Raw genomic sequence first — 22,464 nt, forward strand, 5'->3', positions numbered from 1 at the left:
TTCTCAAATCATGAGAGGTTTTTATAATGGATTTAAAGATTATACTGAATTTAATATATTTGCATTAAGAGATGGATTTGTAGAAAGTTATAAAACTGCTTATAAAGCCGTAATGAAACCAACAGAAGGAACTATTCTTACAGTTTCTAGATGTATGGGTGAGTTTGCTGATCAAAATTATCAAAATTATGAAGATGTCAAAGAATTTTTGACAGATATTATATCTGAAGGTAACAAGGCACTTCTTAAAACTAAAGAAATGTTATCTGTTTTAAAAGAAGCCGACGTAGTTGATGCGGGTGGACAAGGATTAATGCTATTCTTAGAAGGTGTGTTAAATTACGATAATGAAAAATTGATTTCAGAAACAATAATTGACGAATCTTCTAGAACTATTAATGAAAATACGAATGTTGTATCAGATGAAGAAATAGAATTCGGATATTGTACTGAATTTTTTATAATGACTGATGCAGATGAAAATTCATATAGATCAAAATTAGAAAACTTTGGTGATTGTTTACTAGTTGTAAAAGGTGATGGAGTAATCAAAACTCATATTCACACTAATAATCCTGGTAAAGTTTTAGAAATTGCCATGGAATTAGGCGCTCTAAGAGATATTAAAATAGATAATATGAGACTACAACATCAAAACTTGCATTCTACTGAAGAAGAAATTAGCCAAGCTTCTACTAAACATTCAGAACCAGAAAAAGATTTTGGATTTGTAGTTGTTAGCAGTGGTAAAGGCTTCAGTAAAGTTTTCGATATGTTAAATGTGGATGAAGTGATTACTGGTGGTCAAACGATGAATCCATCAACTGAAGATATAGTCAATTCCATTGAAAAAGTTAATGCAAAAACAGTTTTTGTATTCCCTAACAATAAGAACATCATATTATCAGCTAATCAAGCAAAACAAATAGTTGATAAAAAAGTTTTCGTTGTAGAAACAAAAGCCGTACCACAATCCATTTCGGCTCTTTTAGCTTTTAACGAAGAAGCAAGTGCAGAAGAAAACTTTGATAGCTTTAATGATGTAATAGCTACAGTGAAGACGGGTGAAGTTACTTTTGCTGTAAAAGATTTAAATATGTCAGATATAAAAGTAAAGAAAGATGACATTATAGGTCTTGACCAAAAGAATATCAGAGCGGTAGGTAATGATATTAATAAAGTTTCAATGGATTTATTGAGACAACTAATTCAAAAAGACGATTCATTGGTTACAATTTATTACGGTGAAGGCTGTGATGAAATGGTTGCTAATAAGTTGAAGGATAGTTTGGAAGAAGAATATAAAAATATTGATATTGAGGTTGTTGAAGGATCTCAACCTTTATATTACTATGTATTTTCAATAGAATAACTCCTTACAAATAATTTCAGATAATAGATCGATTTTCATCGGTCTATTATTTGTATGTTTAATGTAGGGATTTTTTTGTGTGGTGAGTTATGCAATTATCAGAAATAAAAGGAATAGGAAAGAAAAAATTAGAAGTTTTAAACTCCATGGGTATTTTTGATGTTAATGATTTATTGAATTATTTCCCATATAGATACGAAAATAGATCGATAATTAAAAACATTATAGATACAAGAGATGAAGAAAGCTGCGTTATAAAAGTCAAATTTATTTCAAAACCTGTAACTAAGTATCTTAGAAGAAATTTAAACTTAACATCTGCTATTGCTTTTGACGATACTTCTAAAATCAGTGTGTCATGGTTTAATCAGCCTTTTATCAGAAATCAAATTTTACCAAACACTACCTACTATTTGTATGGGAAAATTAATAGAGTTCAAAATCAATTTAAGATATCCTCTCCAATTTTAAGTAAATCTTTTGGTGGAAAATTGGGCATTATTTATCCAATTTACAAAGTAAAAAAAGGCGTTACAAATAATGATATGATTAAATTCATTGATTTTGCTATTAAACATTGTATTGATGAAATTAAAAATGTTATTCCTTATAGTATGATTAAAAACTACGATATTGAGAACAAAAGAAATGCAATAAAAAACATACACAAACCTGTAGATTATGCACAATTTAAAAGAGCTAGGACTGCTCTTGTTCTTGAAGAAGTTATTATAATGCAATTGGCAATGAAATCAATGAAGACAACACTCAACGAACAAAATTATATAAAATTTAAAATAGACGAGAGCATAGATATTTTCATAAAATCTCTGAAATTTGAACTTACAAAAGGACAATTAGAAGCAATTAAAGATATTGAAAGTGATATGACATCTGAAAAGAGAATGAATAGATTGGTTCAAGGAGATGTAGGAAGTGGAAAGACAATAGTAGCTGAAGCAGCAATATTCAAATCACACTCAAGTGGTTATCAATCAGCTTTTATGGCTCCAACAGATATTTTAGCGACACAACATTATGAAAGCCTATCTGATGATTTTTCAAAATTTGGGCTAAAAGTTTGTTTATTAAAATCTGATTTAACAAAATCGGAAAAAGATTCTGTTTTAGAAGGAATAAAGTCGGGTTATTTTGATGTCATAGTTGGTACGCATGCAATAATTCAAGATTTTGTAGAATTCAAAAAGCTTGGACTTGTAATTACCGATGAGCAACATAGATTTGGTGTAAGTCAAAGAAAGAAAATTTCAGACAAGGGACAAAATCCAGATGTTCTTGTAATGACAGCTACTCCGATTCCAAGAACTTTAGCACTTTCTTACTACGGGGATTTGGATATATCAACAATAAATGAAATGCCTAAGGGTAGAAAAATAATAGAAACATATTCTGTTGGATTTAGCTATGAAAAAAGAATAGCAGCTTTTATCAGAAAACAAGTTGAAAATGGGTTTCAAGCTTATGTTGTGTGTCCGTTGATAGAAGAATCTGAAGCATTAGATTTAGAGAATGTAACAGAACTTTACAATAGGTTATCTAGTGAATATTTTTCTGATATAAATGTTGGAATGTTACATGGTAAAATGAAATCTTCGGAAAAAGAAGAAGTTATGAAAGATTTTGTAGACGGGAAAACAAAAATATTGGTATCTACAACAGTTATTGAAGTTGGCGTTAATGTCAAAAAAGCAAATGTAATTGTTATATATAATGCAGAAAGATTTGGACTTTCACAACTTCATCAACTAAGAGGTAGAGTGGGCAGATCTTCAGATCAATCTTATTGTATTCTTATCAATAATGCACATTCAGATGAACAAATGGAAAGAATGAATATTATGGTTAAGACAAATAGCGGCTTTGAACTATCACAAAAGGATTTGATGATGAGAGGTAGTGGTGATTTGTTAGGAACTAGACAATCAGGGATACCACTTTTAAACATAGCAGACCTAGAAAAAGACTATGAATTGATAGAAAAGGCTGCTGTTATAACCGATTATATATATACGAATGATTTATGCAAAACTAAAGAATATATGTATTTGGATGAAGAAATTAATAAGTTTAAAGATAAATTACTAGAAAATGTTATTTTTAATTGAGGTGAGAAATGAAAGTTATTTCAGGAAAAATGAGAGGTATGAACTTAAATACCGATTTAGATAGATTTACAAGACCGACAGAAGGTAAAATAAAAGAAGCGATATTCAGCGTGATTTTTCAAGTAAAACCTAATTCCAAAGCATTAGATTTATTTGCAGGAAGTGGAGCAGTTGGTATAGAGTTCATAAGTCGTGGATGTGATTTAGTAGTATTTAGTGAAGCTTCTAATGATAATATAAAATGCATCAATGAAAATATTGAGCATACAAAATCACAGGAATTCGCAAAAGTCTTTAAAGGTGATTTTAAGAAAAATTTATTAAATATCAGAAGACAAGGATTAAAATTTGATTATGTTTTTATCGATCCGCCTTATGAAAGATTAAATTATTACAAAGAATCCATTCAGATGCTAATAGATAATGATCTTTTAAATGATGATTGTCTTGTAATATTAGAATCCGAAAAAGAATTGTCTGATGAATATTTCAAAAATTTAAAATTAGAAAAACAAAAACAATATGGTAAAAAGAAGAATATATATTTTTTGAGGAATGATAATGAATAAAACAAAAGTATTATATCCAGGTAGTTTTGATCCAATTACAAATGGACACATGGATATTATTGAAAGAAGCGCAAAAATTTTTGAAGAAGTAAATGTAGCTGTTGTAAAAAACATTCAAAAGAAAAGCATTTTTTCACTTGAACAAAGAGTTGCTATGATTGAAAAAGCATGTAACCACTTATCTAATGTAAGGGTTCATCAATTTGAAGGATTGACTGTAGATTTTGCAAAACAAATAGGTTGTAGTACAATTATAAGGGGACTACGTGCTGTGAGTGATTTTGAATCAGAAATGCAAATGTCTTTGGCTAATAAGAAGTTAAATAATGAATTAGAAACATTGTTTTTAGTTGCAGATGGCAAATATGCATTTCTTTCGTCTTCTATAGTAAGAGAGATAGCTTCCTATGGCGCTGATATATCAGAACTTGTTCCAGAAAATATCATTGACGATATAAAGGATAAATTTAACGATAAATAAATGCTTTATCTTGAATTAATTTGATATTTTTATTATAATAATTGTAAGAATAATTAGCTCAATGCAGGAGGGTTACATGGATATTATTAAGTTAATAGAAGAAATGGAAGACATACTTGATGAAGCATCAACAGTTCCATTTTCTAAAAAAGTTATGGTTGAAAGAGAAGAACTTCTATCAGTTTTAAAAGATATGAGAGAAAATTTACCAGAAGAAATCAAACAAGCTCAATGGACTAATGCTGAAAAGAATAGAATTATCGATGAGGCTAACAGAGAATCTGAAAATATTAGAACTCAAGCTTACAAAGAAGCAGAAAAAATCGACCAAGAAGCTCGTAACAGATTTGAAACAATGGTAAATGAACACGATGTTACTATTGCAGCTCAAAAAAATGCAGAAGAAATTACTTCTCAAGCTGAAAACAACGCTAGACTATTAAAGAGTCAATCTATCCAATATATAGATGAAATGTTGGAAACAACTCAAGACAAATTAAACAATCTATTGGAAGAATTACAAGAAAACAGAAATGAATTAAAAGGCTAATAAAAAGCTTGGTAGTTTTAGATGACTACCAAGCTTTTTTAAGTATTATTTTAATAAATTATCTGCAAATTTTTTTATATCAGCAGTAGAATTTTCGTCTGGTGTATCATAGCAAATTACAGTATCAATAACGTTTAAATTATTTTTCGAACATCTTTCTTTCCAAAAGCCCATCCATTCACCGTTGTTCCATTCATAAGAACCAAATAGAGCAATTTTTTTATCACTTAATGTATTTTCTAAATCAGAAAACATCGGTTCAAATGAAGTATCTTCTAGTTCTTCATCACCCATAGCAGGGCACCCAAAAGCAATGACATCGAAATTGTCAATATCGTAGTTTTTATAATCATCACTAAATACCATTTCGACTTTAGATCCTTTTGACTCACATTCTTCTTTAATAATTTGAGCCATTTTTTCAGTGTTACCAGTTTGAGACCAGTATAAAATTAATAAATTCATAATTTACTCCTTAAAATAATTTATTATATCAAACAAGTTATTTCCTTGTAATGATAATCTTTTTGTTACGAGCTTAGCATAGTCATATTTTTTAAATATATCTTTTGCCTTTTCCACATCAGAATATACTTTCCATTTTCCAGAAATACATTCATTTTTTCCATTGTAATTGATAAAACCAAGTACATCCTCGTAAGGATACCCTAAAAAAAATCCGATTTCATGAGGAAATTCATTTTCAAGTAATCTTTTCTTTAAAAAATTTATGCTGCTATTAAAATTATCCGCAGGATAACCATAACTTTTCAAAGCATTTTGCAGCCTCTTATCATTATAGTTTTCTATTAAATTGTAATTTATTAAGTACAGCAACAACTTTTTTCTAGTTTGCTTTAAAATAATTAAGCTAAAATTATATTCTGATAATTTTTCGTTTAATTTTAAAATGTCTTCAAATATGCTATCTGTATAATCAACATTTATCATATTTGCAAATTTGAGATTACTTAGTGTGGGATAACAATGTTCTAATAATATGTCTTGTAACATAACCACCTCTATAATAAGTATTGATAATTGATATCATAAAAAGTATAGCACATGATTTTTGATAAATCAATACTGATTATCAATTAAATTCAAAGAAATTTGTGGTATAATATCTTTGTGCAATAATGATATATGAAGTATCTTGATAATATCGAATGTCTATGTTATATTTTATATATCAACTTAATTGAAATGAGGTGGATAAATGAAGACTATTTTTTCAGTAATTTTAGTTATTGCCAGCATTGTAATAATAATTGCAGTGATGAGTCAAGAAACTAAATCAGAAGGGATGGCAGCGTTAACAGGCGAAACTAATGTCGGTGGACATGGTGGAAGATTAACTAAGGATAATTATATTAACAGAGTTGTTATTGTATCATCAGTTATATTCTTGGTTTCAGCTTTGGCGTTAGCATATATAAAATAATTTAATAGTTGAAAGGAGTAAATCATGGACAATATGTATTACTATTTAGCTATTGCAGCAGGTATTATCGCTTTATTATTTGCTGCAATAAAATTTAGTAGCATAAGTAAAAAAGGTGCTGGTAATGAAAGAATGAGGGAGATATCTGGATTTATTCACGACGGAGCAATGGCTTATCTTTCTCGCCAGTACAAAGCACTTATTATTTTTGTAGTTATAGTATGTGTAATTCTAGGTGTTGCAATCGATTATAAGACAGCAATTTGTTTTTTAGCTGGTGCAATATTTAGTGTACTTGCAGGTTACATCGGTATGCAAGCTGCAACAAAGGCAAACGTTAGGACAGCTAACGCGGCAAAAGAAGAAGGAATGAATGGAGCATTAAACGTAGCATTTTCTGGTGGAGCAGTAATGGGAATGTGCGTTGTTGGATTAGGAATTTTAGGTATAACTCTTTCTTATATTATTTTCCAAGATGCTGAAATCGTTACTGGATTTAGTTTTGGTGCTTCTTCTATAGCTTTATTTGCCAGAGTTGGTGGTGGTATCTATACAAAAGCAGCCGATGTTGGTGCAGACTTAGTTGGTAAAGTTGAAGCAGGTATTCCTGAAGATGACCCTAGAAACCCTGCAGTTATTGCAGATAACGTTGGGGACAACGTAGGTGATGTTGCTGGTATGGGAGCTGACTTATTCGAATCTTATGCGGGTAGTATTTTATCAGGTATTACATTAGGTTTACTAGCTTATAAAGAAGCTGGAGTATCATTTGCAATTGCGATTGCAGCATTAGGTGTTATTGCATCTATTATAGGTGTATTTACAGTTAGAGGAGGAAAAGATCCTCAAAAATCTTTAAATACAGGTACAATTATCAGTTCTATTTTAGCAATTGCTGGATCATTCTTCTTATCAAGATCTATTCTTGGTAGTAATAATGCTTTCTTCTCTGTATTAGCTGGTATATTGGTTGGATTGATAATTTCACAATTTACTGAATATTACACATCTGAAGATAAAAAACCAGTTCAAAAAATTGCCGAAGAATCAGAAACAGGTTCTTCTACAAATATTATCTCTGGTTTGGCTACAGGAATGAAATCAACTACTGGTCCAATTATTGTTATAGCTATCGGTATAATAGTTTCGTTCTTTGCATCAAATGGTGCAACAAATCCTACAGAAGGTTTGTATGGTATAGCAGTGGCAGCAATCGGTATGTTATCTACTTGTGGTATGACAATTGCGGTAGATGCTTATGGTCCTATAGCAGATAACGCTGGTGGTATTGCTGAAATGTGCGAATTACCAGAAAATGTAAGAAATATTACAGATAAATTAGACTCAGTTGGTAATACTACTGCTGCAATTGGTAAAGGATTTGCAATTGGTAGTGCTGCATTGACAGCATTAGCATTATTTGCATCATATACTGCTGTAGTAGGTTTGAAACAAATCGATGTTACAAGTCCAGAAGTTGTAGCTGGTATGTTTATTGGTGGTATGTTACCATTTTTGTTCTCTGCATTGACTATGGATGCTGTAGGAACAGCTGCAAATGATATGATTGTTGAAGTTAGAAGACAATTTAAAGAATTCCCAGGAATTATGGAAGGTACTCAACAACCTGATTACAAAAAATGTGTAGACATTTCTACAGGTGCTGCATTAAGACAAATGCTTGTTCCAGGTTTGTTAGCGGTAGTTTGTCCAGTTATTATGGGATTCTTGTTAGGTGCAGAAGCTTTAGGTGGACTTTTAGCAGGTTCACTTGTAACAGGTGTATTGATGGCAATATTTATGTCAAACAGTGGTGGAGCATGGGATAATGCTAAAAAATATATTGAATCAGGTCAACACGGTGGAAAAGGATCAGATGCTCATAAAGCAGCTGTAGTAGGAGATACTGTTGGGGATCCATTCAAGGATACTTCAGGCCCATCATTAAATATTTTAATTAAATTGATGACAGTAGTATCACTAGTATTTGCACCATTGATTGCTCAACATGGTGGACTAATACTAAACTTATTCTAAAAGATAGAATATTTTTAGTATTTAAAGTGTTTTTCTAAAACACGAATTGAATTAAAAGATTTTAAGCGGAATGTTATCTGTATATCGCAGAAAACATTCCGTTTTTAATTTTGTTTTATTTTAATTCAAAATTATTGTATAATATTATTATCTATAATTTTAGGAGGAATAAATGGACGAAGTCGGGCCCGATCTTATTTTAGAATTGGTTATTTTATTGATACTCATAATAATTAATGCTTTCTTTTCAGCAAGTGAAATAGCAATAGTATCTTGTGACAAAAACAAGCTTAGAGTTATGAGTGATGATGGAAATGAAAAGGCAAAATCTGTCTTAGAACAATTTGAAAAACACACAAAATTTTTGTCTACTATTCAAGTGATTTTAACTTACATTGGATTTGTTGCTTCAGCAATATGTGCATCTAGTTTAAGTGTCAGTTTGAGTCAAAAGTTAATATTTTTAGGATTAAATAAATCTGTAACTTATTGGATCGCAGTGTGTATTGTACTTATTGTTTGGTCGTTTTTGTATATTTTGTTTGGACAATTGATTCCTAAAAGAATTGCTTTGAGTGTAGCAGATTCTTTTGCGTTATTTTCAATTGGTGCTGTAAAATTTATTTACTTTATTTTAAAACCATTTGTTTTTTTACTTTCTAAGTCAACAAAATTTATACTAAGTATAATTGGAATAAAAACTTTGAATGTGGAAAGCAAAATAACTGTTGAAGAAATAAAATCAATGGTAGAGGTCGGAAAAGAACAAGGAATTATTAATTCAAACGAAAAAGACATGATCGATGCAGTTATTAACTTCAATGAAAAAACAGCTGAAGAGATTATGACAGCAAGAACAGAAGTATTTGCCATTGACCTTGAGGATTGCATTGAAGATTATTTAGATAAATTAATGGAACTTAAATTTTCGAGGATTCCAATATATGAAGGCGATATCGATAATATACTAGGTATCATTTATATTAAGGATTATATGAGTGAAGCTTACAAACATGGGTTTAATAATGTTGATTTAAGAAAAATTTTAAAACCAGCGTATTTCATATCTGAAACAAAAAATATCAATGATTTATTCTCAGATATGAAGAAAAAAAGAATTCACATGGCAATCTTAATAGATGAATATGGTGGTTTTTCAGGAATTGTATCGATGGAAGATTTAATTGAAGAAATAGTCGGTAATATCGAAGATGAATACGACCATGAAGCCCCTGATATTATTCAGGTTGACAAATTTAATTATATAGTAAAAGGTAGTACTTCCATAAAAGAAATCAATTCCAACATTGGACTTGGGATTGATGAGCTATCGGATGATTATGATACATTAGGCGGTATGTTAATTAACAGGTTGGGATATATACCTGAAGATGGTTTCAAAAGAAAAATAGAAATAGATGATGTTTTGTATAATATAATTTTTGTTGAAGATAAAAGAATTAAAAAGGTAAAAATTACATTACCTAAGAACTTTTTTGAATAGGTGATTAAATGATTATTATAAAAAATAAAGATGAAATAGAAAAAATGGATATTTCTGGAAATGTCATTTCAGGAATGCATGAAGCTTTAAGAGAATTCGTTAAACCAGGGTTGACTACAATGCAAGTTAATGATTTTTGCGAAAAATTTATTAGAAGCAAAGGAGCAATACCTGCTCAAATAGGATTTGAGGGATTCCCGTACGCTACATGTTGTTCTGTAAATGATGAAATATGCCATGGATATCCATCTGATTATGTTATAAAATCTGGAGATTTGTTAAAAGTTGATACAGTAGTTGAATTAAATGGTTGGATGAGTGATTCCTGTTGGAGCTATGCAGTTGGTGAAATAGATGAAGATACTCAAAATCTTATGGATGTTACTAGAGAATGTTTGTATGAAGGAATTAAATTAGCGGTAATAGGCAATAGACTAGGCGATATAGGAGCTAAAATTCAATCTATAGCAGAAACTAATGGCTACTCTGTAGTACGCGAATTCACAGGTCATGGGATCGGAAGAGGTATGCATGAAGACCCAATGGTTCTTCACTATGGTAAAGAACACAGAGGTCTTAGATTACAAGAGGGAATGGTATTAACTATTGAACCAATGATTAATATGGGAACTCATAAGTTGAAAATTGATAAAAATGGATGGACAGCTAGAACTATTGACGGGAAAAAATCATGCCAATATGAACACACGTTAGCTATCACAAAAGATGGTCCAAGAATTTTGACTAAACAACAAGGTCAATAAAATAAAGAGAATATTTTGAGAGTTTCCTCAAAATATTCTCTATTTTTTTATTACTGGAAAATCATAAAAATCATTAACCTTTTTTGTAGAATATAATAGTCTACTAACTTTTACATCATATTCAAATAATTCTTTGTAATTATCAGATAATTTTGAAAAATCTCTGTTCAAAGAATAAATTTTACAATTTTTATTAATTGTGGACAAATCGAAGTTTTTTTTGAATCCCAATAGACGAACAGCTTCAATATCTGCATTTACGATATCATCCACAAATTTTTTATCCACTTCTAAAATATAATTTAAAATCAATCTTTGAAGGCGAGTTTGAGTATATTTTTTATTTTTTATGTTTTCAAAAAAATCTTCATAATTTTCATTCAATGCTTTTGATAGAAGATTTTCTAATCCTTTTTCATAACCAGTTACATCATCCAATTCAGCTTTTTCCACAAATAATTTATAAGATAATATGTCTAACAGTTTTTTGTTAGATTGAATAGAATTGTTTTTTAGATATTCGTAAGTTAAGGATGGAATTTTGTCTTTAAATTCTTCTAATAGTTTCAAATTAGTTCTAATAGAGGATGCGCTATAAGAAATACCTTCAATAGAACTTGAATTGTATTCGCTATTTATCCTTTTTATTGGCAGAATTTTACATTTAGATTGTAGTTTATCTAATGATTTCATATATTCCAAAGCGAGGATGTTATTTGATTTGAAGATTTCATCAGAGTAATTAGAGTAGTTTTGCTTTGAAAATTCCATTACATTTTTATTATAAGAAGTATTTTTGTTTTCTGCTATAAACTGTTTAATATTGGCTTCATTTTCTAGGAGAAAATCTTTGTATGAAATTAGATCTTTTATTTCTGTTTCAATTCCAAAAGAAACATAATCACATCCAATAGTGTCAATTATTTTAATAGCGTAATAGCTAAAATTTTCTGCTGATTGTAAAGAAAACACAGAAGGAATTTCAATAACACAGTCTATTCCGTATTCCAAAGCAATTTTAGTTTTATAAAGTTTGTCTAAAATAGAAAACTCACCACGTTGCACGACATTTCCACTCATGACTGCAATTATATTTACTTCTGGGAAATATTTTTTTATTTGTTCTATTTGATGTAAATGCCCAAGATGAAATGGATTGTATTCACATACTATAGCTACATTCATAATTATTGATTCCTTTCATATACTTTTTTCTTATGTTGTATTATAATTGATATTGGTAATATAGTAAATAAAAAGGGGTAGATTTTATGGATATAAGATTTGTTAAAGGCAATATTTTTGAGCTACAGAGCGATGCAATTTTATATTTTATCGAAAATTCACTTCTGGAAGAGAATTCAAAAAAATTAGTTGAAAAAGCTGGAGAAAGAATTTTAGAACCTCTTACAAAAATAAGTGGAATAGAAAAAGGCGAATGTAAAATCATTCCCGCTTTTAATATAACTTCGGATTATGTGATATTGGCAAATTTGCCAGATGATTTAAGAAATAACAACAAAAATATTTTCAAAAATCTAATCTATAATGTTTTTTGTGAAATGAAAAAATTTGAAATTCATTCGCTTAACATAGATTATTCTTTTTTAACTGAAAAATATTCTAGTGAATTTGTTAATCTTATAAATGAAGTTATAGACGAAAAATCGTTGAGAATTAGCGATTTTCTTGTATTTATGTGCAAAAGTTAATAATTGACTTTTAACTTAAATTACTCTAAAATAATATTATGTCCAATGACGAAAGGTAGTGATTAATATTTTTCCAGAAACTCATAAGAGAATTGTTAGAGAAATAAATCAAGACATTAAAGATTCCTATGGAATCAATTTAAATATAAAAAAATTAGAATGGGGAGCTGTTAGTCCAGATATTTTACCAAAATACAAGCTAATAGCACATTACAAAGAAGAAAGTATAAATTATATTGTAAAAGAAATTATAACTATAATTTATCTTTTTCAATTTACAGATTTAACAAGATTGAATTCATTGCAAAATAAGATTTTAAGTACAAAACTTGGAGTAATAAGTCATTATCTAAGTGATTATGTGTGTCTTCCGCATGCAAAAAGATGGAGGTGTAATCAACACCTTAAAGATCACATGAATTACGAAAGAGTTTTGAATAAGTTAGCACAAAATCATATATTTGACAAAAGAGCAATAACATCAGGTCAAATAAGCATAGATAATGATGAATGTGTGATGTTAAAAACATTGGTTAAGAATTATATTGAAGATATAGTAGATGAATATAGCATTTCAGAAGATAAAACGAGAGATTTGGACTTTGCGTATGGTTTGAATTATTCTATTTTCTGTTTTATCTTTGAAACTATTGAAGTATTCTCTACAGAAAGATACTATCAAAAGTCCTTTGTTTTTTAAATATAATTAGGAGTAGGAGTTATGTATAAAGCTTATAACACGAACAATTTAAAGAAAAAGCTTGAGAAAAAATTTCTTTTCGAAGACGATTTATTAGCTTTATACTTAATGCTTGATATTGTTCAACAAGAAAACAAAATACAACCTTGTTATGTCAAATATAACGCTCTTAATAAAATTTACAATGTTTTAATTAATCATTTGTCGTATAGAAATGATAGAGAAAATATTATTAAAGCTATTTTTGATTTGATATCAGAAGATATTAATAAAATTGAATTCACTTATTATCTTCAAGCTTATACTGAAGGCTTTAATAATAAGAATATAAGTGATGAGTTGGAGTTTTATGCATTAAGACATATTCCAGCATCTACGATTAAAAAATCGGATATTCTTCTTCATAATACTGAAAGCAGAAGTGCTAAGTTTTTAAAAAATAAGATGATTAGTTCAATTAAAAACAAATCAAATGCATTTAGAGTACAAGATTCAATAATAGATAATTATTGTGAAAACATCTTAAAAGACAAGATATTTAGCATTAATAGCAAGATGGACAAACAGTTAGTGATGAAATCTATTAATGATAGTGTAGTGATTTCTGAAGAAAAATTCTTGAATATGTGGCAATTAGAAAATTTGTACAAAAAAATTGTTAAAACTTTGAAAACTGTTTTAAATAATTCTATAGAAGATGCATTGTGGTATGGGTTAAATGACAGAGTATTACAAAGGTATAAGTAAATTGTAAAGTCGGATTTAAATTGTTGTAAAAAAATTTGACAAAACAAATTTAATCGTTTATACTAGTAAAGTAATGTTTGATACATTAAGCCCAGATAGCTCAGTCGGTAGAGCAAAGGACTGAAAATCCTTGTGTCGCTGGTTCGATTCCGGCTCTGGGCACCAAAATGTGTGCGGAAGTGGCTCAGTGGTAGAGCATCGCCTTGCCAAGGCGAGGGTCGCGAGTTCGAGTCTCGTCTTCCGCTCCATACGGCGACATAGCCAAGTGGTAAGGCAGAGGTCTGCAACACCTTCACCCCCAGTTCAAATCTGGGTGTCGCCTCCAAAGGAAAGTTTATTATAGACTTTCCTTTTTTTTATATGTAAAGGAGTTAATATGATTTTTATTGATTTATTAGAAGATGAGTATATTGAGGAATTATCAGATTTTGTATACAAACTGAGAAATAATTTTTTATTTCAAAATAAGTTTGATTCAAATTTGGCGAAAAATAGAACAACAATAATTAAATCTTTGAAAAAACAAATATCTAGAAAAAATCATTTCGTGATTTTTGAAGAAACTAAGTTAATAGGGTATTTGGTTTTAGATGTAGATGATAAAGAGTTGTTAATTAAAGAGATATATTTAGATAAAATTAATAAATCAATACTTTTTAAAATTTTTAGATTTTTAATGGATTATGCACTATCAAACTTATTTGATATAATTAAATTTAAGTTCAATGGATTTATTTTTGATGAAATTATAAAAGAATATTTGGATGATCAAAATAGATTAGAAATAAAGAATGATATGTTTGTTGAATCTCATAATAAATTTGCGATAATTAGTTTTAAAGCTAAAAAAGGCTTGATAAAATTTTTAAAAGACAATGATTATGAAGTTATTTACAGTTTCAATAGTAAAAAAATGGATGAAAAAGTTAATGACCATGTAGATATGCAAATTAGAAAAATAAATGAGAATACATTTGTTTGTACTCAAGAATCGTATTTTCATTATAGAGCATATCTTCCAAATTATATAACATTATACGTAACGGAGCTTGAGATAACGAACACATATCCGAAAGATTGCTTGTTAAATAACTTTTCAATTGAAAATCATTTAGTATGTAATAAAAAATCTGTAGATCCTGTTATCTTGAAACTTCTTAAAGATGAGAAAATAATAATGGTAAAACAAGGATACTCCAAATGTTCAACAATAGTTACTGATAAATTTGTAATTACCAGTGATAAATCTATATATGCTAGTGTTCAAAAACAAAGTATTAAGGCTTATCTGATAGATGCCGGTGAAATAAAACTAGAAGGTTATGATACAGGATTTATTGGTGGGACTTGTGGATATTGTGTTGATTTAGGGGTTGTGTTTTATGGCAATCTTGAAAAATATAAATTTAAAAATAAACTTATTGAAATTTTAGAACAAGAAAATATAAAATACTATTATACAGATGATGATGATTTTATAGATCGCGGATCTATAATCTTTAATAAATAGGAGGTCAATTATGATTCAACCATCTACATTACCGGGAATGATGGAACTTCTTCCTGAAGACCAAATGGTGTTTGATACAATAAAAAGAAGAATAGAAGATGTTTTTATTAAAAATGCATTTTTTTCAATCGATACACCTGCTATAGAAAAATTAGACGTTTTACTATCTAAAGGTGGAGGAGAAACAAGTAAGCAAGTTTATAAAATTGATAGTAGTAAGAAAAATCAAGGATTAAGATTTGACTTAACTGTGCCACTCGCAAAATACGTTTCAATGTACATGCAAGACTTAGCATTCCCATTTAGAAGATATCAGATAGCTAAGGTGTATAGAGGAGAAAGAAATCAAAAAGGAAGATATAAAGAATTTTATCAATGTGATATAGACATCATAGGAAATGAAAAATTGAGCTTATATAATGATGCGGAAATAGTAAAATGTATGTATGAAGCTTTAAAATCAATAGATGTTCCAGACTTTGAATTTCAATTTAATAACAGAAAATTATTGAATGGATATTTCTCTGATTTAGGTATTGAGGACTTTGAATCGTGTTTGAGAATAATTGACAAATTAGATAAAATAGGAATAGATAATGTAAAAGAAGAATTATCGAAAATTAACTTGGATGATGAAAAAATAGATTCGATTTTAAGTTTCTTACAAATAGATGGAACTAACCAAGAAATAATCGAAAAACTAGAATCACTGAATATCGATAATGAATTATTTGTTTGTGGGCTTGAAGAATTGAAGTTTGTATATGAAGATATTTTATCTTTGGGTGTTAGTCCAGATAATATTAAAATAAATTTATCGATAACTAGAGGACTTGATTACTATACAGGTTCAGTATTTGAAACATTTTTTAAGGAATATCGTGAAATTGGATCTATTTGTTCTGGAGGAAGATATGATAGTCTAGCGAATAATTTTACTAGAAGCAAGTTGCCTGGAGTAGGAATGAGTATCGGCTTAACTAGATTATTCTATCAACTTCAAGAATTAAATTTGGTTAAAGGACAACAAACTAACTTTGATTGCATTATTATTCCTATGAAAGGTTATGAAAAAAATGCAGTGAAGTTGATGAAAGATTTGAGAAGTTCTTCTGTAAGATGTATGAGTTATCTTGAAGATGATAAATTAAAAAAGAAATTTAATTATGCTGACAAATTATCCGTAAAATATGTTATAATAATAGGACAAGATGAAGTTGAGCGAAATAAATTCACTTTACGAAATATGGAAAATGGTAATCAAGAATTATTAGAACTTAACCAAATTTTTGAAAAGTTAAAATAAAGGCGATGAAAAATCCCAGTAAGCATATAAGAACTTTCAGAGAGAGTAAAACTTAGGCTGAAATTTTACTTAAGAGATCAGTATGCTGAATACTAATTTGGAGCCTATTGTCAAATGAGAAAAAATTAGGGTGGAACCACGAGACACTTGTCCCTATCGGGATGAGGGTCTCTTTTTTATTAGGAGGTATTTATGTTTGAAGTAAAATTAAAAGATGGATCCGTAAAAGAATTTGATGAAGAAATTAGTTTATTAGATGTTTGCAAATCAATTTCTGAAGGATTAGCAAGAGACTGTGTCGGAGCAGTTGTAGATGGTAAAATAATGGGATTAATGGAAACTATTGATTCTGACTGTGAAGTTCAATTCGTAAAATTTGATGATGAAGAAGGAAAGCAAGTTTTCTGGCATACTTCATCTCACTTAATGGCTTATGCTATTCAAAGATTGTATCCAAATACAAAATTTGCAATTGGACCATCAATTGATTCTGGATTCTATTATGATTTAGATACAGATCACAAGTTTGTACCTGAGGATTTAGAAAAAATTGAAGCCGAAATGAAAAAAATAGTTAAGGAAAATCCTAAATTAGTAAGAGTTGAGATCTCAAGAGAAGAAGCTTTGGAAAGATTTAAGAAAGAAGGTCAAGATTATAAAGTTGACTTAATAGAAAATCTTGATGAAGATGCTACAATTACATTGTATGAAATGGGAGACTTCGTTGATTTGTGTAGAGGACCTCATTTATTAGAAGTGAAAAATATTAAAGCATTCAAGTTATTATCAATTGCCGGTGCATACTGGAGAGGTGATGAAAATAACAAGATGCTTCAAAGAATTTACGGAATTTCATTCCCTAAGAAAAAATTATTAGACGAATATTTAGAAAGAATGGAAGAAGCTAAGAAAAGAGATCACAGAAAAATTGGTAAAGAAATGGGGCTATTCTCAATTCAAGAAGAAGGACCGGGTTTCCCATTTTTCCATCCAAATGGAATGGTTGTGTTAAATGAACTAGAAAAATTCTTGAAGGAACAACTTTTAGATAGAGGATATGGACAAATCAAAACTCCATTGATTTTGAACGAAGATTTATGGCATCAATCAGGTCACTGGGATCACTACAAAGAAAATATGTATTTCACTCAAATAGATGGTGATGATTATGCAATAAAGCCAATGAACTGTCCAGGATCAATTTTAGTTTACAAAGATGAATTGCACAGCTACAGAGAACTTCCAATTAAAGTTGCAGAACTTGGTCAAGTTCACCGTCATGAATTATCAGGGGCATTGCATGGCTTATTCAGAGTTAGAACTTTCGTACAAGATGATGCACATGTATTCTGTTTACCTGAACAAATAGAAGAAGAAGTAACTAAGATTATAGATTTCTGTGATTATATTTATTCTAAGTTTGGTTTTAAATATGAAGTTGAATTGTCAACTCGTCCAGAAGATTCAATGGGATCAGATGAAGATTGGGATTTAGCAATTAATTCACTTAAGAGTGCATTGGAACATAAAGGTCTTGAATATAAAATTAATGAAGGTGACGGTGCTTTCTACGGGCCTAAAATAGATTTCCATTTGGAAGATGCAATTGGTAGAACTTGGCAATGTGGAACTATTCAATTGGATTTCCAAATGCCAGAAAGATTCGATATGACTTATATCGCAAGTGATGGATCTAAAAAACGTCCAGCAATGATTCATAGAGCAATTTTAGGTAGTGAAGAGAGATTTATGGGAATACTAATAGAACACTATGCTGGAAAATTCCCATTATGGTTATCACCAGTTCAAGTAGAAATTCTTCCTATTAGCGATAAATTCAATGATTATGCGTATGAATTACAACAAAAAATGAAAGCACGTGGATTGAGAGTGAAAGTCGATGATAGAAGTGAAAAAATCGGTCTTAAGATCAGGGAATCTCAATTGAAGAAAGTGAACTATTCATTAATAATTGGACAAAATGAAATTGATAACAATGAGGTATCAGTAAGAAAAAGAGATCTTGGAGATGTAGGATCTAAGAATACTGATGAATTTATTGATGAATTAGTAGATGAATATCAAAATAGAAAATAATTCTATAAAGAAAGCTTATTTTACAATATAAAAATTTGCTCTGAATTTTTCAGAGCAAATTTTTAATAGAAGGAGGTAAAATGTACAAGAAATTTTATTGGTTTCTAAAATATTACAAAAACAAATTAATTCTTGCTATTACATTTCTTTTATTAAGTGACCTGGTCGGATTAATTCCTCCATATATTACAGGGAAATTAACCGATAGAGTATTAAACAATTCTATTGAATTAAAACCTTTTTTAATTATACTTTTAATTGATGTTTTAGTAATAGGAATTAAATATTTTTTTGCAATGGGATGGTGTTACTACACATTCAGAGCATCAAATGAAATAGACTATGTAACTAGAAATAGACTTATGGATAAATACTTAAACGAATCCATGAAATATTTTCAAACTTTCAAAACGGGAGAACTTATGAACAGAGCTACTGGAGATGTCAATAGTTTAAGCGATTTGATGGGATTTGGAACTCTTACATTTTTCGATTCTACAGTATTTCCTTTGTTTATAATAATTATAATGATGGTTGTCGTTGACGTTCGTTTAACACTTGTTTCTATAATACCTCTTCCTATATTGGCATTTTTGTGTTTAAAAATTGGTAAGAAAATCCATGAAAAATACTCAATAGTGCAATCTACATTTGATAAGCTAAACAATAGTGTATTAGAAGATGTTGAAGGTATTAGAATTATAAGAGTTTTTGGGATAAAAGATGCTAGATATTTTTCGTTTCAAAATCGATCTAAAATGTTGGTTCAAAAAAACATGGATGTTGTAAAATACAGAGCAATGATGGCTCCTTTTCAAAGAATAATCCCATCAATAACATTTGTTATAGCAATCGGATATGGAACATTTTTAATAAGTAAGAATCAAATATCTGTTGGTCAATTGGTATCTTTTACTTATTATTTAAATATGTTAATTTGGCCAATGTATGCATTAGGAAACTTCATAAATGTATATCAACAAGCCGATGCATCTATGGATAGAATTGATAATATACTTGATTATGAAGATGACTTAGATTTAAACGAAGATTACATGGAAATTGATGATATAGAAAGTATTAAGTTTGAAAATTATAGTTTCAAATATCCTTACTCCAAAGAATTCGCACTTAAAGATATTTCTTTTGAATTCAAGAAGAACATGAGGGTGGCTATTGTTGGAAAGACAGGGTCAGGAAAGTCAACTATTCTTAAACAATTATTATTCTTATATCCAAGGCAAGATGAATTTGAAATCAACGGTAAATACACGAATTTATTAAATTTAAAATCAGCAAGAGATAATATGGCGTATGTGTCTCAAAAAAGTATGATTTTTTCGGATACAATAAAAAATAATATAAAACTTTCCAAGATAGAAGCCACAGATGAAGAAGTGATTAAAGTATCTAAAAGCGCGGATATTTATAAGGATATAGTCAATTTTCCTGATGAATTTGACACTTTGTGTGGTGAAAACGGACTGTCGTTATCTGGAGGTCAAAAACAAAGAATTTCATTAGCAAGAGCTTTATTAAAAGACTCAAACTTGGTCGTATTAGACGACTGCTTAAGCGCATTGGATACTCAAACTGAGAAAAATATTTTAAGAGAGTTAAGAAAACTGAAAAAAACAGTAATCTTATCGACTCATAGATTAAATCAGATTGACGATTTTGATTTAATAATAGTAATGAAAGATGGTCAAATAAGTGAGATGGGTACTCATTCGGAATTAATGGAAAACAAACAATGGTATTACAATCAATATAATATCCAATTAGTAAGGGGCAGATATGAAGAGTAAATTAAGAAATAAATTTGTATCAGAAAAACTAAAAATGTATTCCATGAAGCAATCCAAAGAATTGGTGATTGGATTTGTCTTTTCCTTATTAAGAACTTCAATGGAAATTTTGGGCCCAATCGTAATAGGATTTGTATTAAATGAGTTTGTAGCTACGAATAATATAGTTGGAAATTTTTCATCAATTATTAAATACTTGGCTATTTATTTGGTGATTTACGTTGCGTGTGGAATTTTCAGTAACTTGAGTATGATTTATTTTGAATTGGCAGCAAATAACGTGACATATTTTGTACAAAATGATATTTATAAACATATCAATGAATTACCTATAGAATACTTTGATAATCTGGCAGCAGGAAGTATCGTATCAAGGATTACGAATGACACTATGAGATTAAAGATAATGTTTCAACTTATATTGGCAGATATTACAACTGCTGCAATAATGATAATTGCAATATATATTATGATGGTTGTAACAAATATTAAAGTGTCTTTGATGCTTTTGATTTTGTTTCCACTTGTTTTCTTTATATTCTATGACTATAGATATAAATCAGCAAAACATAACAAAAGAATCAGACACCTGGTTAGTAAAATAAACGCAAATATTAATGAAAATATTAATAATATGGAAATAATTCAAGCTTTAAATGTCAAGCAAACTATAAAAGATAAGTTCGATAAAATTAACAAAGATATTTTTGGAAATAATTTAGCTCTTACTAAATTAAGAAGCTATGGAGGATACAGGGCTATTGATATAATTGGTTTATTATCAACAGTTATAATTTTATTTTATTTTGGATATGGTCAGATAACCAAAAGCTATCCAGTTACAGTTGGTGGGCTTTATATAATTATCGACTATACTTCAAAGATTTTTTCGAATGTTAGTGTAATTGTTACAAGATTTGGAGATATGGAACAAGCTTATGCATCTGCAAGTCACATATTTGACATAATGAAATTAGATACAATTGAAAAGTCAGATGGTGTGATAGAAGATCTAAAGGGAGATATTGAATTTAAAAATGTTTATTTTGCTTATGATAAAAATGATGTATTAAAGGATGTTTCATTTAAAATACCAAAATCAACTAGTGCAGCTTTTGTAGGAACTACAGGTAGCGGAAAATCCACAATACTGAATTTAATATTGAAGTTTTACGATGTGAAAACTGGTGAAATTTTAATTGATGGAGTAAACATCAATGATTTAAATGAAGATATATTGAGGGAAAATTTTGCTGTTGTATTACAAGATCCTTTTCTTTTTGAAACTACATTAAAAGAAAATATTACTCTTGATAAGGATTATACTGATGAAGAAGTAATTACTGCTTTGGAAGAGTTAGGATGTTATACTTTGCTAAAAAAAGGTTTAAACGAACCTATAAAAGAAAAAGGATCCAATCTTTCGCAAGGAGAAAGACAATTGATTTCTTTTGCCAGAGCGTATATTAGAAATCCTAGAATATTAATTCTAGATGAAGCTACATCAAATATTGATACTGAAACAGAGCAAATTATTCAACAACCATTAGAAAAACTAAAATATTCTAGAACTACATTGATAGTAGCTCACAGATTATCTACAATTAGAAATGTAGACAAGATTTTTGCACTATCTAATGGTAAAATAATAGAAAGTGGAACTCATAATGAGCTATTGCTAAAAGATGGTTTCTACAAACAAATTTACGATGAGCAGTCATCCACTTAAAGGGGGAT

20 protein-coding genes and 3 tRNA genes are annotated in these 22,464 nt (G+C 29.2%); 20 read left to right on the forward strand and 3 right to left on the reverse strand.

Features of this window, described 5'->3' with window-relative positions; genetic code table 11:
* The 5 genes from KHW44_RS00005 to KHW44_RS00025 all read left to right on the forward strand — a co-directional run.
* A partial coding sequence (locus KHW44_RS00005; RefSeq protein WP_304064414.1) for a DAK2 domain-containing protein occupies window positions 1-1,372 on the forward strand: 1,372 nt, incomplete at its 5' end.
* A gap of 89 nt (window positions 1,373-1,461) precedes the next feature.
* The gene (gene recG / locus KHW44_RS00010) at window positions 1,462-3,498 is read left to right on the forward strand and encodes an ATP-dependent DNA helicase RecG (RefSeq protein ID WP_304064416.1); all 2,037 of its coding nucleotides are present in this window, start codon (window positions 1,462-1,464) and stop codon (window positions 3,496-3,498) included.
* A gap of 8 nt (window positions 3,499-3,506) precedes the next feature.
* Entirely contained in the window at window positions 3,507-4,067 is a 561-nt protein-coding gene (gene rsmD / locus KHW44_RS00015; RefSeq protein WP_002836302.1) for a 16S rRNA (guanine(966)-N(2))-methyltransferase RsmD, read from the forward strand.
* Window positions 4,060-4,548 (forward strand): pantetheine-phosphate adenylyltransferase, encoded by a 489-nt coding sequence (gene coaD / locus KHW44_RS00020; RefSeq protein WP_304064419.1) that lies wholly within the window; start codon window positions 4,060-4,062, stop codon window positions 4,546-4,548. The genes rsmD and coaD overlap by 8 nt, the downstream gene beginning before the upstream one ends.
* Window positions 4,549-4,624: 76 nt before the next feature.
* On the forward strand, window positions 4,625-5,098 hold the full coding sequence (locus KHW44_RS00025) for a hypothetical protein (protein ID WP_035109473.1): 474 nt from the start codon (window positions 4,625-4,627) through the stop codon (window positions 5,096-5,098).
* 45 nt (window positions 5,099-5,143) lie between these two features.
* Here the strand turns inward: KHW44_RS00025 and KHW44_RS00030 are convergent, their stop codons facing one another.
* Both KHW44_RS00030 and KHW44_RS00035 read right to left on the reverse strand, forming a co-directional pair.
* The gene (locus KHW44_RS00030) at window positions 5,144-5,563 is read right to left on the reverse strand and encodes a flavodoxin (protein ID WP_094205602.1); all 420 of its coding nucleotides are present in this window, start codon (window positions 5,561-5,563) and stop codon (window positions 5,144-5,146) included.
* Window positions 5,564-5,566: 3 nt separating this feature from the next.
* Window positions 5,567-6,112, reverse strand: coding sequence for a DUF3793 family protein (locus tag KHW44_RS00035; protein WP_002836306.1), 546 nt, complete (start codon window positions 6,110-6,112; stop codon window positions 5,567-5,569).
* A gap of 205 nt (window positions 6,113-6,317) precedes the next feature.
* On the opposite strand from KHW44_RS00035, the gene secG reads away from it, so the two are divergent.
* The 4 genes from secG (at window position 6,318) to map (ending at window position 10,847) form a co-directional block, all read left to right on the forward strand.
* Window positions 6,318-6,542 carry a preprotein translocase subunit SecG gene (gene secG, locus KHW44_RS00040; RefSeq protein ID WP_002836307.1) on the forward strand — a complete coding sequence of 75 codons (225 nt, stop codon included), beginning with the start codon at window positions 6,318-6,320 and terminating at the stop codon, window positions 6,540-6,542.
* A 24-nt stretch (window positions 6,543-6,566) separates the two neighbouring features.
* Window positions 6,567-8,579 (forward strand): sodium-translocating pyrophosphatase, encoded by a 2,013-nt coding sequence (locus KHW44_RS00045; RefSeq protein ID WP_304064426.1) that lies wholly within the window; start codon window positions 6,567-6,569, stop codon window positions 8,577-8,579.
* A gap of 172 nt (window positions 8,580-8,751) precedes the next feature.
* Complete coding sequence (locus tag KHW44_RS00050) at window positions 8,752-10,083, forward strand: hemolysin family protein (protein WP_304064428.1); 1,332 nt, start codon at window positions 8,752-8,754, stop codon at window positions 10,081-10,083.
* An 8-nt stretch (window positions 10,084-10,091) separates the two neighbouring features.
* Window positions 10,092-10,847, forward strand: coding sequence for a type I methionyl aminopeptidase (map, locus tag KHW44_RS00055; protein WP_304064430.1), 756 nt, complete (start codon window positions 10,092-10,094; stop codon window positions 10,845-10,847).
* A gap of 39 nt (window positions 10,848-10,886) precedes the next feature.
* On the opposite strand, the gene KHW44_RS00060 is transcribed toward map, so the two are convergent.
* On the reverse strand, window positions 10,887-12,032 hold the full coding sequence (locus KHW44_RS00060) for a nucleotidyltransferase family protein (RefSeq protein ID WP_304064432.1): 1,146 nt from the start codon (window positions 12,030-12,032) through the stop codon (window positions 10,887-10,889).
* An 86-nt stretch (window positions 12,033-12,118) separates the two neighbouring features.
* On the opposite strand from KHW44_RS00060, the gene KHW44_RS00065 reads away from it, so the two are divergent.
* The 11 genes from KHW44_RS00065 (at window position 12,119) to KHW44_RS00115 (ending at window position 22,456) form a co-directional block, all read left to right on the forward strand.
* Window positions 12,119-12,559: a hypothetical protein gene (locus KHW44_RS00065; protein ID WP_094207079.1), complete on the forward strand. Its 441-nt coding sequence runs from the start codon at window positions 12,119-12,121 to the stop codon at window positions 12,557-12,559.
* A gap of 58 nt (window positions 12,560-12,617) precedes the next feature.
* Window positions 12,618-13,259, forward strand: coding sequence for a zinc dependent phospholipase C family protein (locus tag KHW44_RS00070; protein WP_110058084.1), 642 nt, complete (start codon window positions 12,618-12,620; stop codon window positions 13,257-13,259).
* 21 nt (window positions 13,260-13,280) lie between these two features.
* Window positions 13,281-14,006, forward strand: coding sequence for a hypothetical protein (locus tag KHW44_RS00075; protein WP_094203584.1), 726 nt, complete (start codon window positions 13,281-13,283; stop codon window positions 14,004-14,006).
* An 89-nt stretch (window positions 14,007-14,095) separates the two neighbouring features.
* Window positions 14,096-14,171, forward strand: a tRNA-Phe gene (locus KHW44_RS00080).
* 8 nt (window positions 14,172-14,179) lie between these two features.
* Window positions 14,180-14,254 (forward strand) — tRNA-Gly (locus KHW44_RS00085).
* 3 nt (window positions 14,255-14,257) lie between these two features.
* Window positions 14,258-14,331, forward strand: a tRNA-Cys gene (locus KHW44_RS00090).
* Window positions 14,332-14,382: 51 nt separating this feature from the next.
* Window positions 14,383-15,516 carry a DUF6873 family GME fold protein gene (locus tag KHW44_RS00095; protein ID WP_304064437.1) on the forward strand — a complete coding sequence of 378 codons (1,134 nt, stop codon included), beginning with the start codon at window positions 14,383-14,385 and terminating at the stop codon, window positions 15,514-15,516.
* 10 nt (window positions 15,517-15,526) lie between these two features.
* Window positions 15,527-16,822 (forward strand): histidine--tRNA ligase, encoded by a 1,296-nt coding sequence (hisS, locus tag KHW44_RS00100; RefSeq protein WP_304064439.1) that lies wholly within the window; start codon window positions 15,527-15,529, stop codon window positions 16,820-16,822.
* Between the two features lie 192 nt (window positions 16,823-17,014).
* The gene (gene thrS / locus KHW44_RS00105; RefSeq protein WP_304064441.1) at window positions 17,015-18,919 is read left to right on the forward strand and encodes a threonine--tRNA ligase; all 1,905 of its coding nucleotides are present in this window, start codon (window positions 17,015-17,017) and stop codon (window positions 18,917-18,919) included.
* A gap of 80 nt (window positions 18,920-18,999) precedes the next feature.
* A complete protein-coding gene (locus KHW44_RS00110; protein WP_304064443.1) occupies window positions 19,000-20,727 on the forward strand; it encodes an ABC transporter ATP-binding protein in 1,728 nt (575 codons plus the stop codon).
* Window positions 20,717-22,456 (forward strand): ABC transporter ATP-binding protein, encoded by a 1,740-nt coding sequence (locus KHW44_RS00115; protein ID WP_304064444.1) that lies wholly within the window; start codon window positions 20,717-20,719, stop codon window positions 22,454-22,456. Before KHW44_RS00110 ends, KHW44_RS00115 begins: the two co-directional genes overlap by 11 nt.
* Window positions 22,457-22,464 lie beyond the last annotated feature (8 nt).

Origin of the sequence: Finegoldia magna (assembly GCF_018371055.1) — a bacterium.
Lineage (GTDB): Bacteria > Bacillota > Clostridia > Tissierellales > Peptoniphilaceae > Finegoldia > Finegoldia magna_I.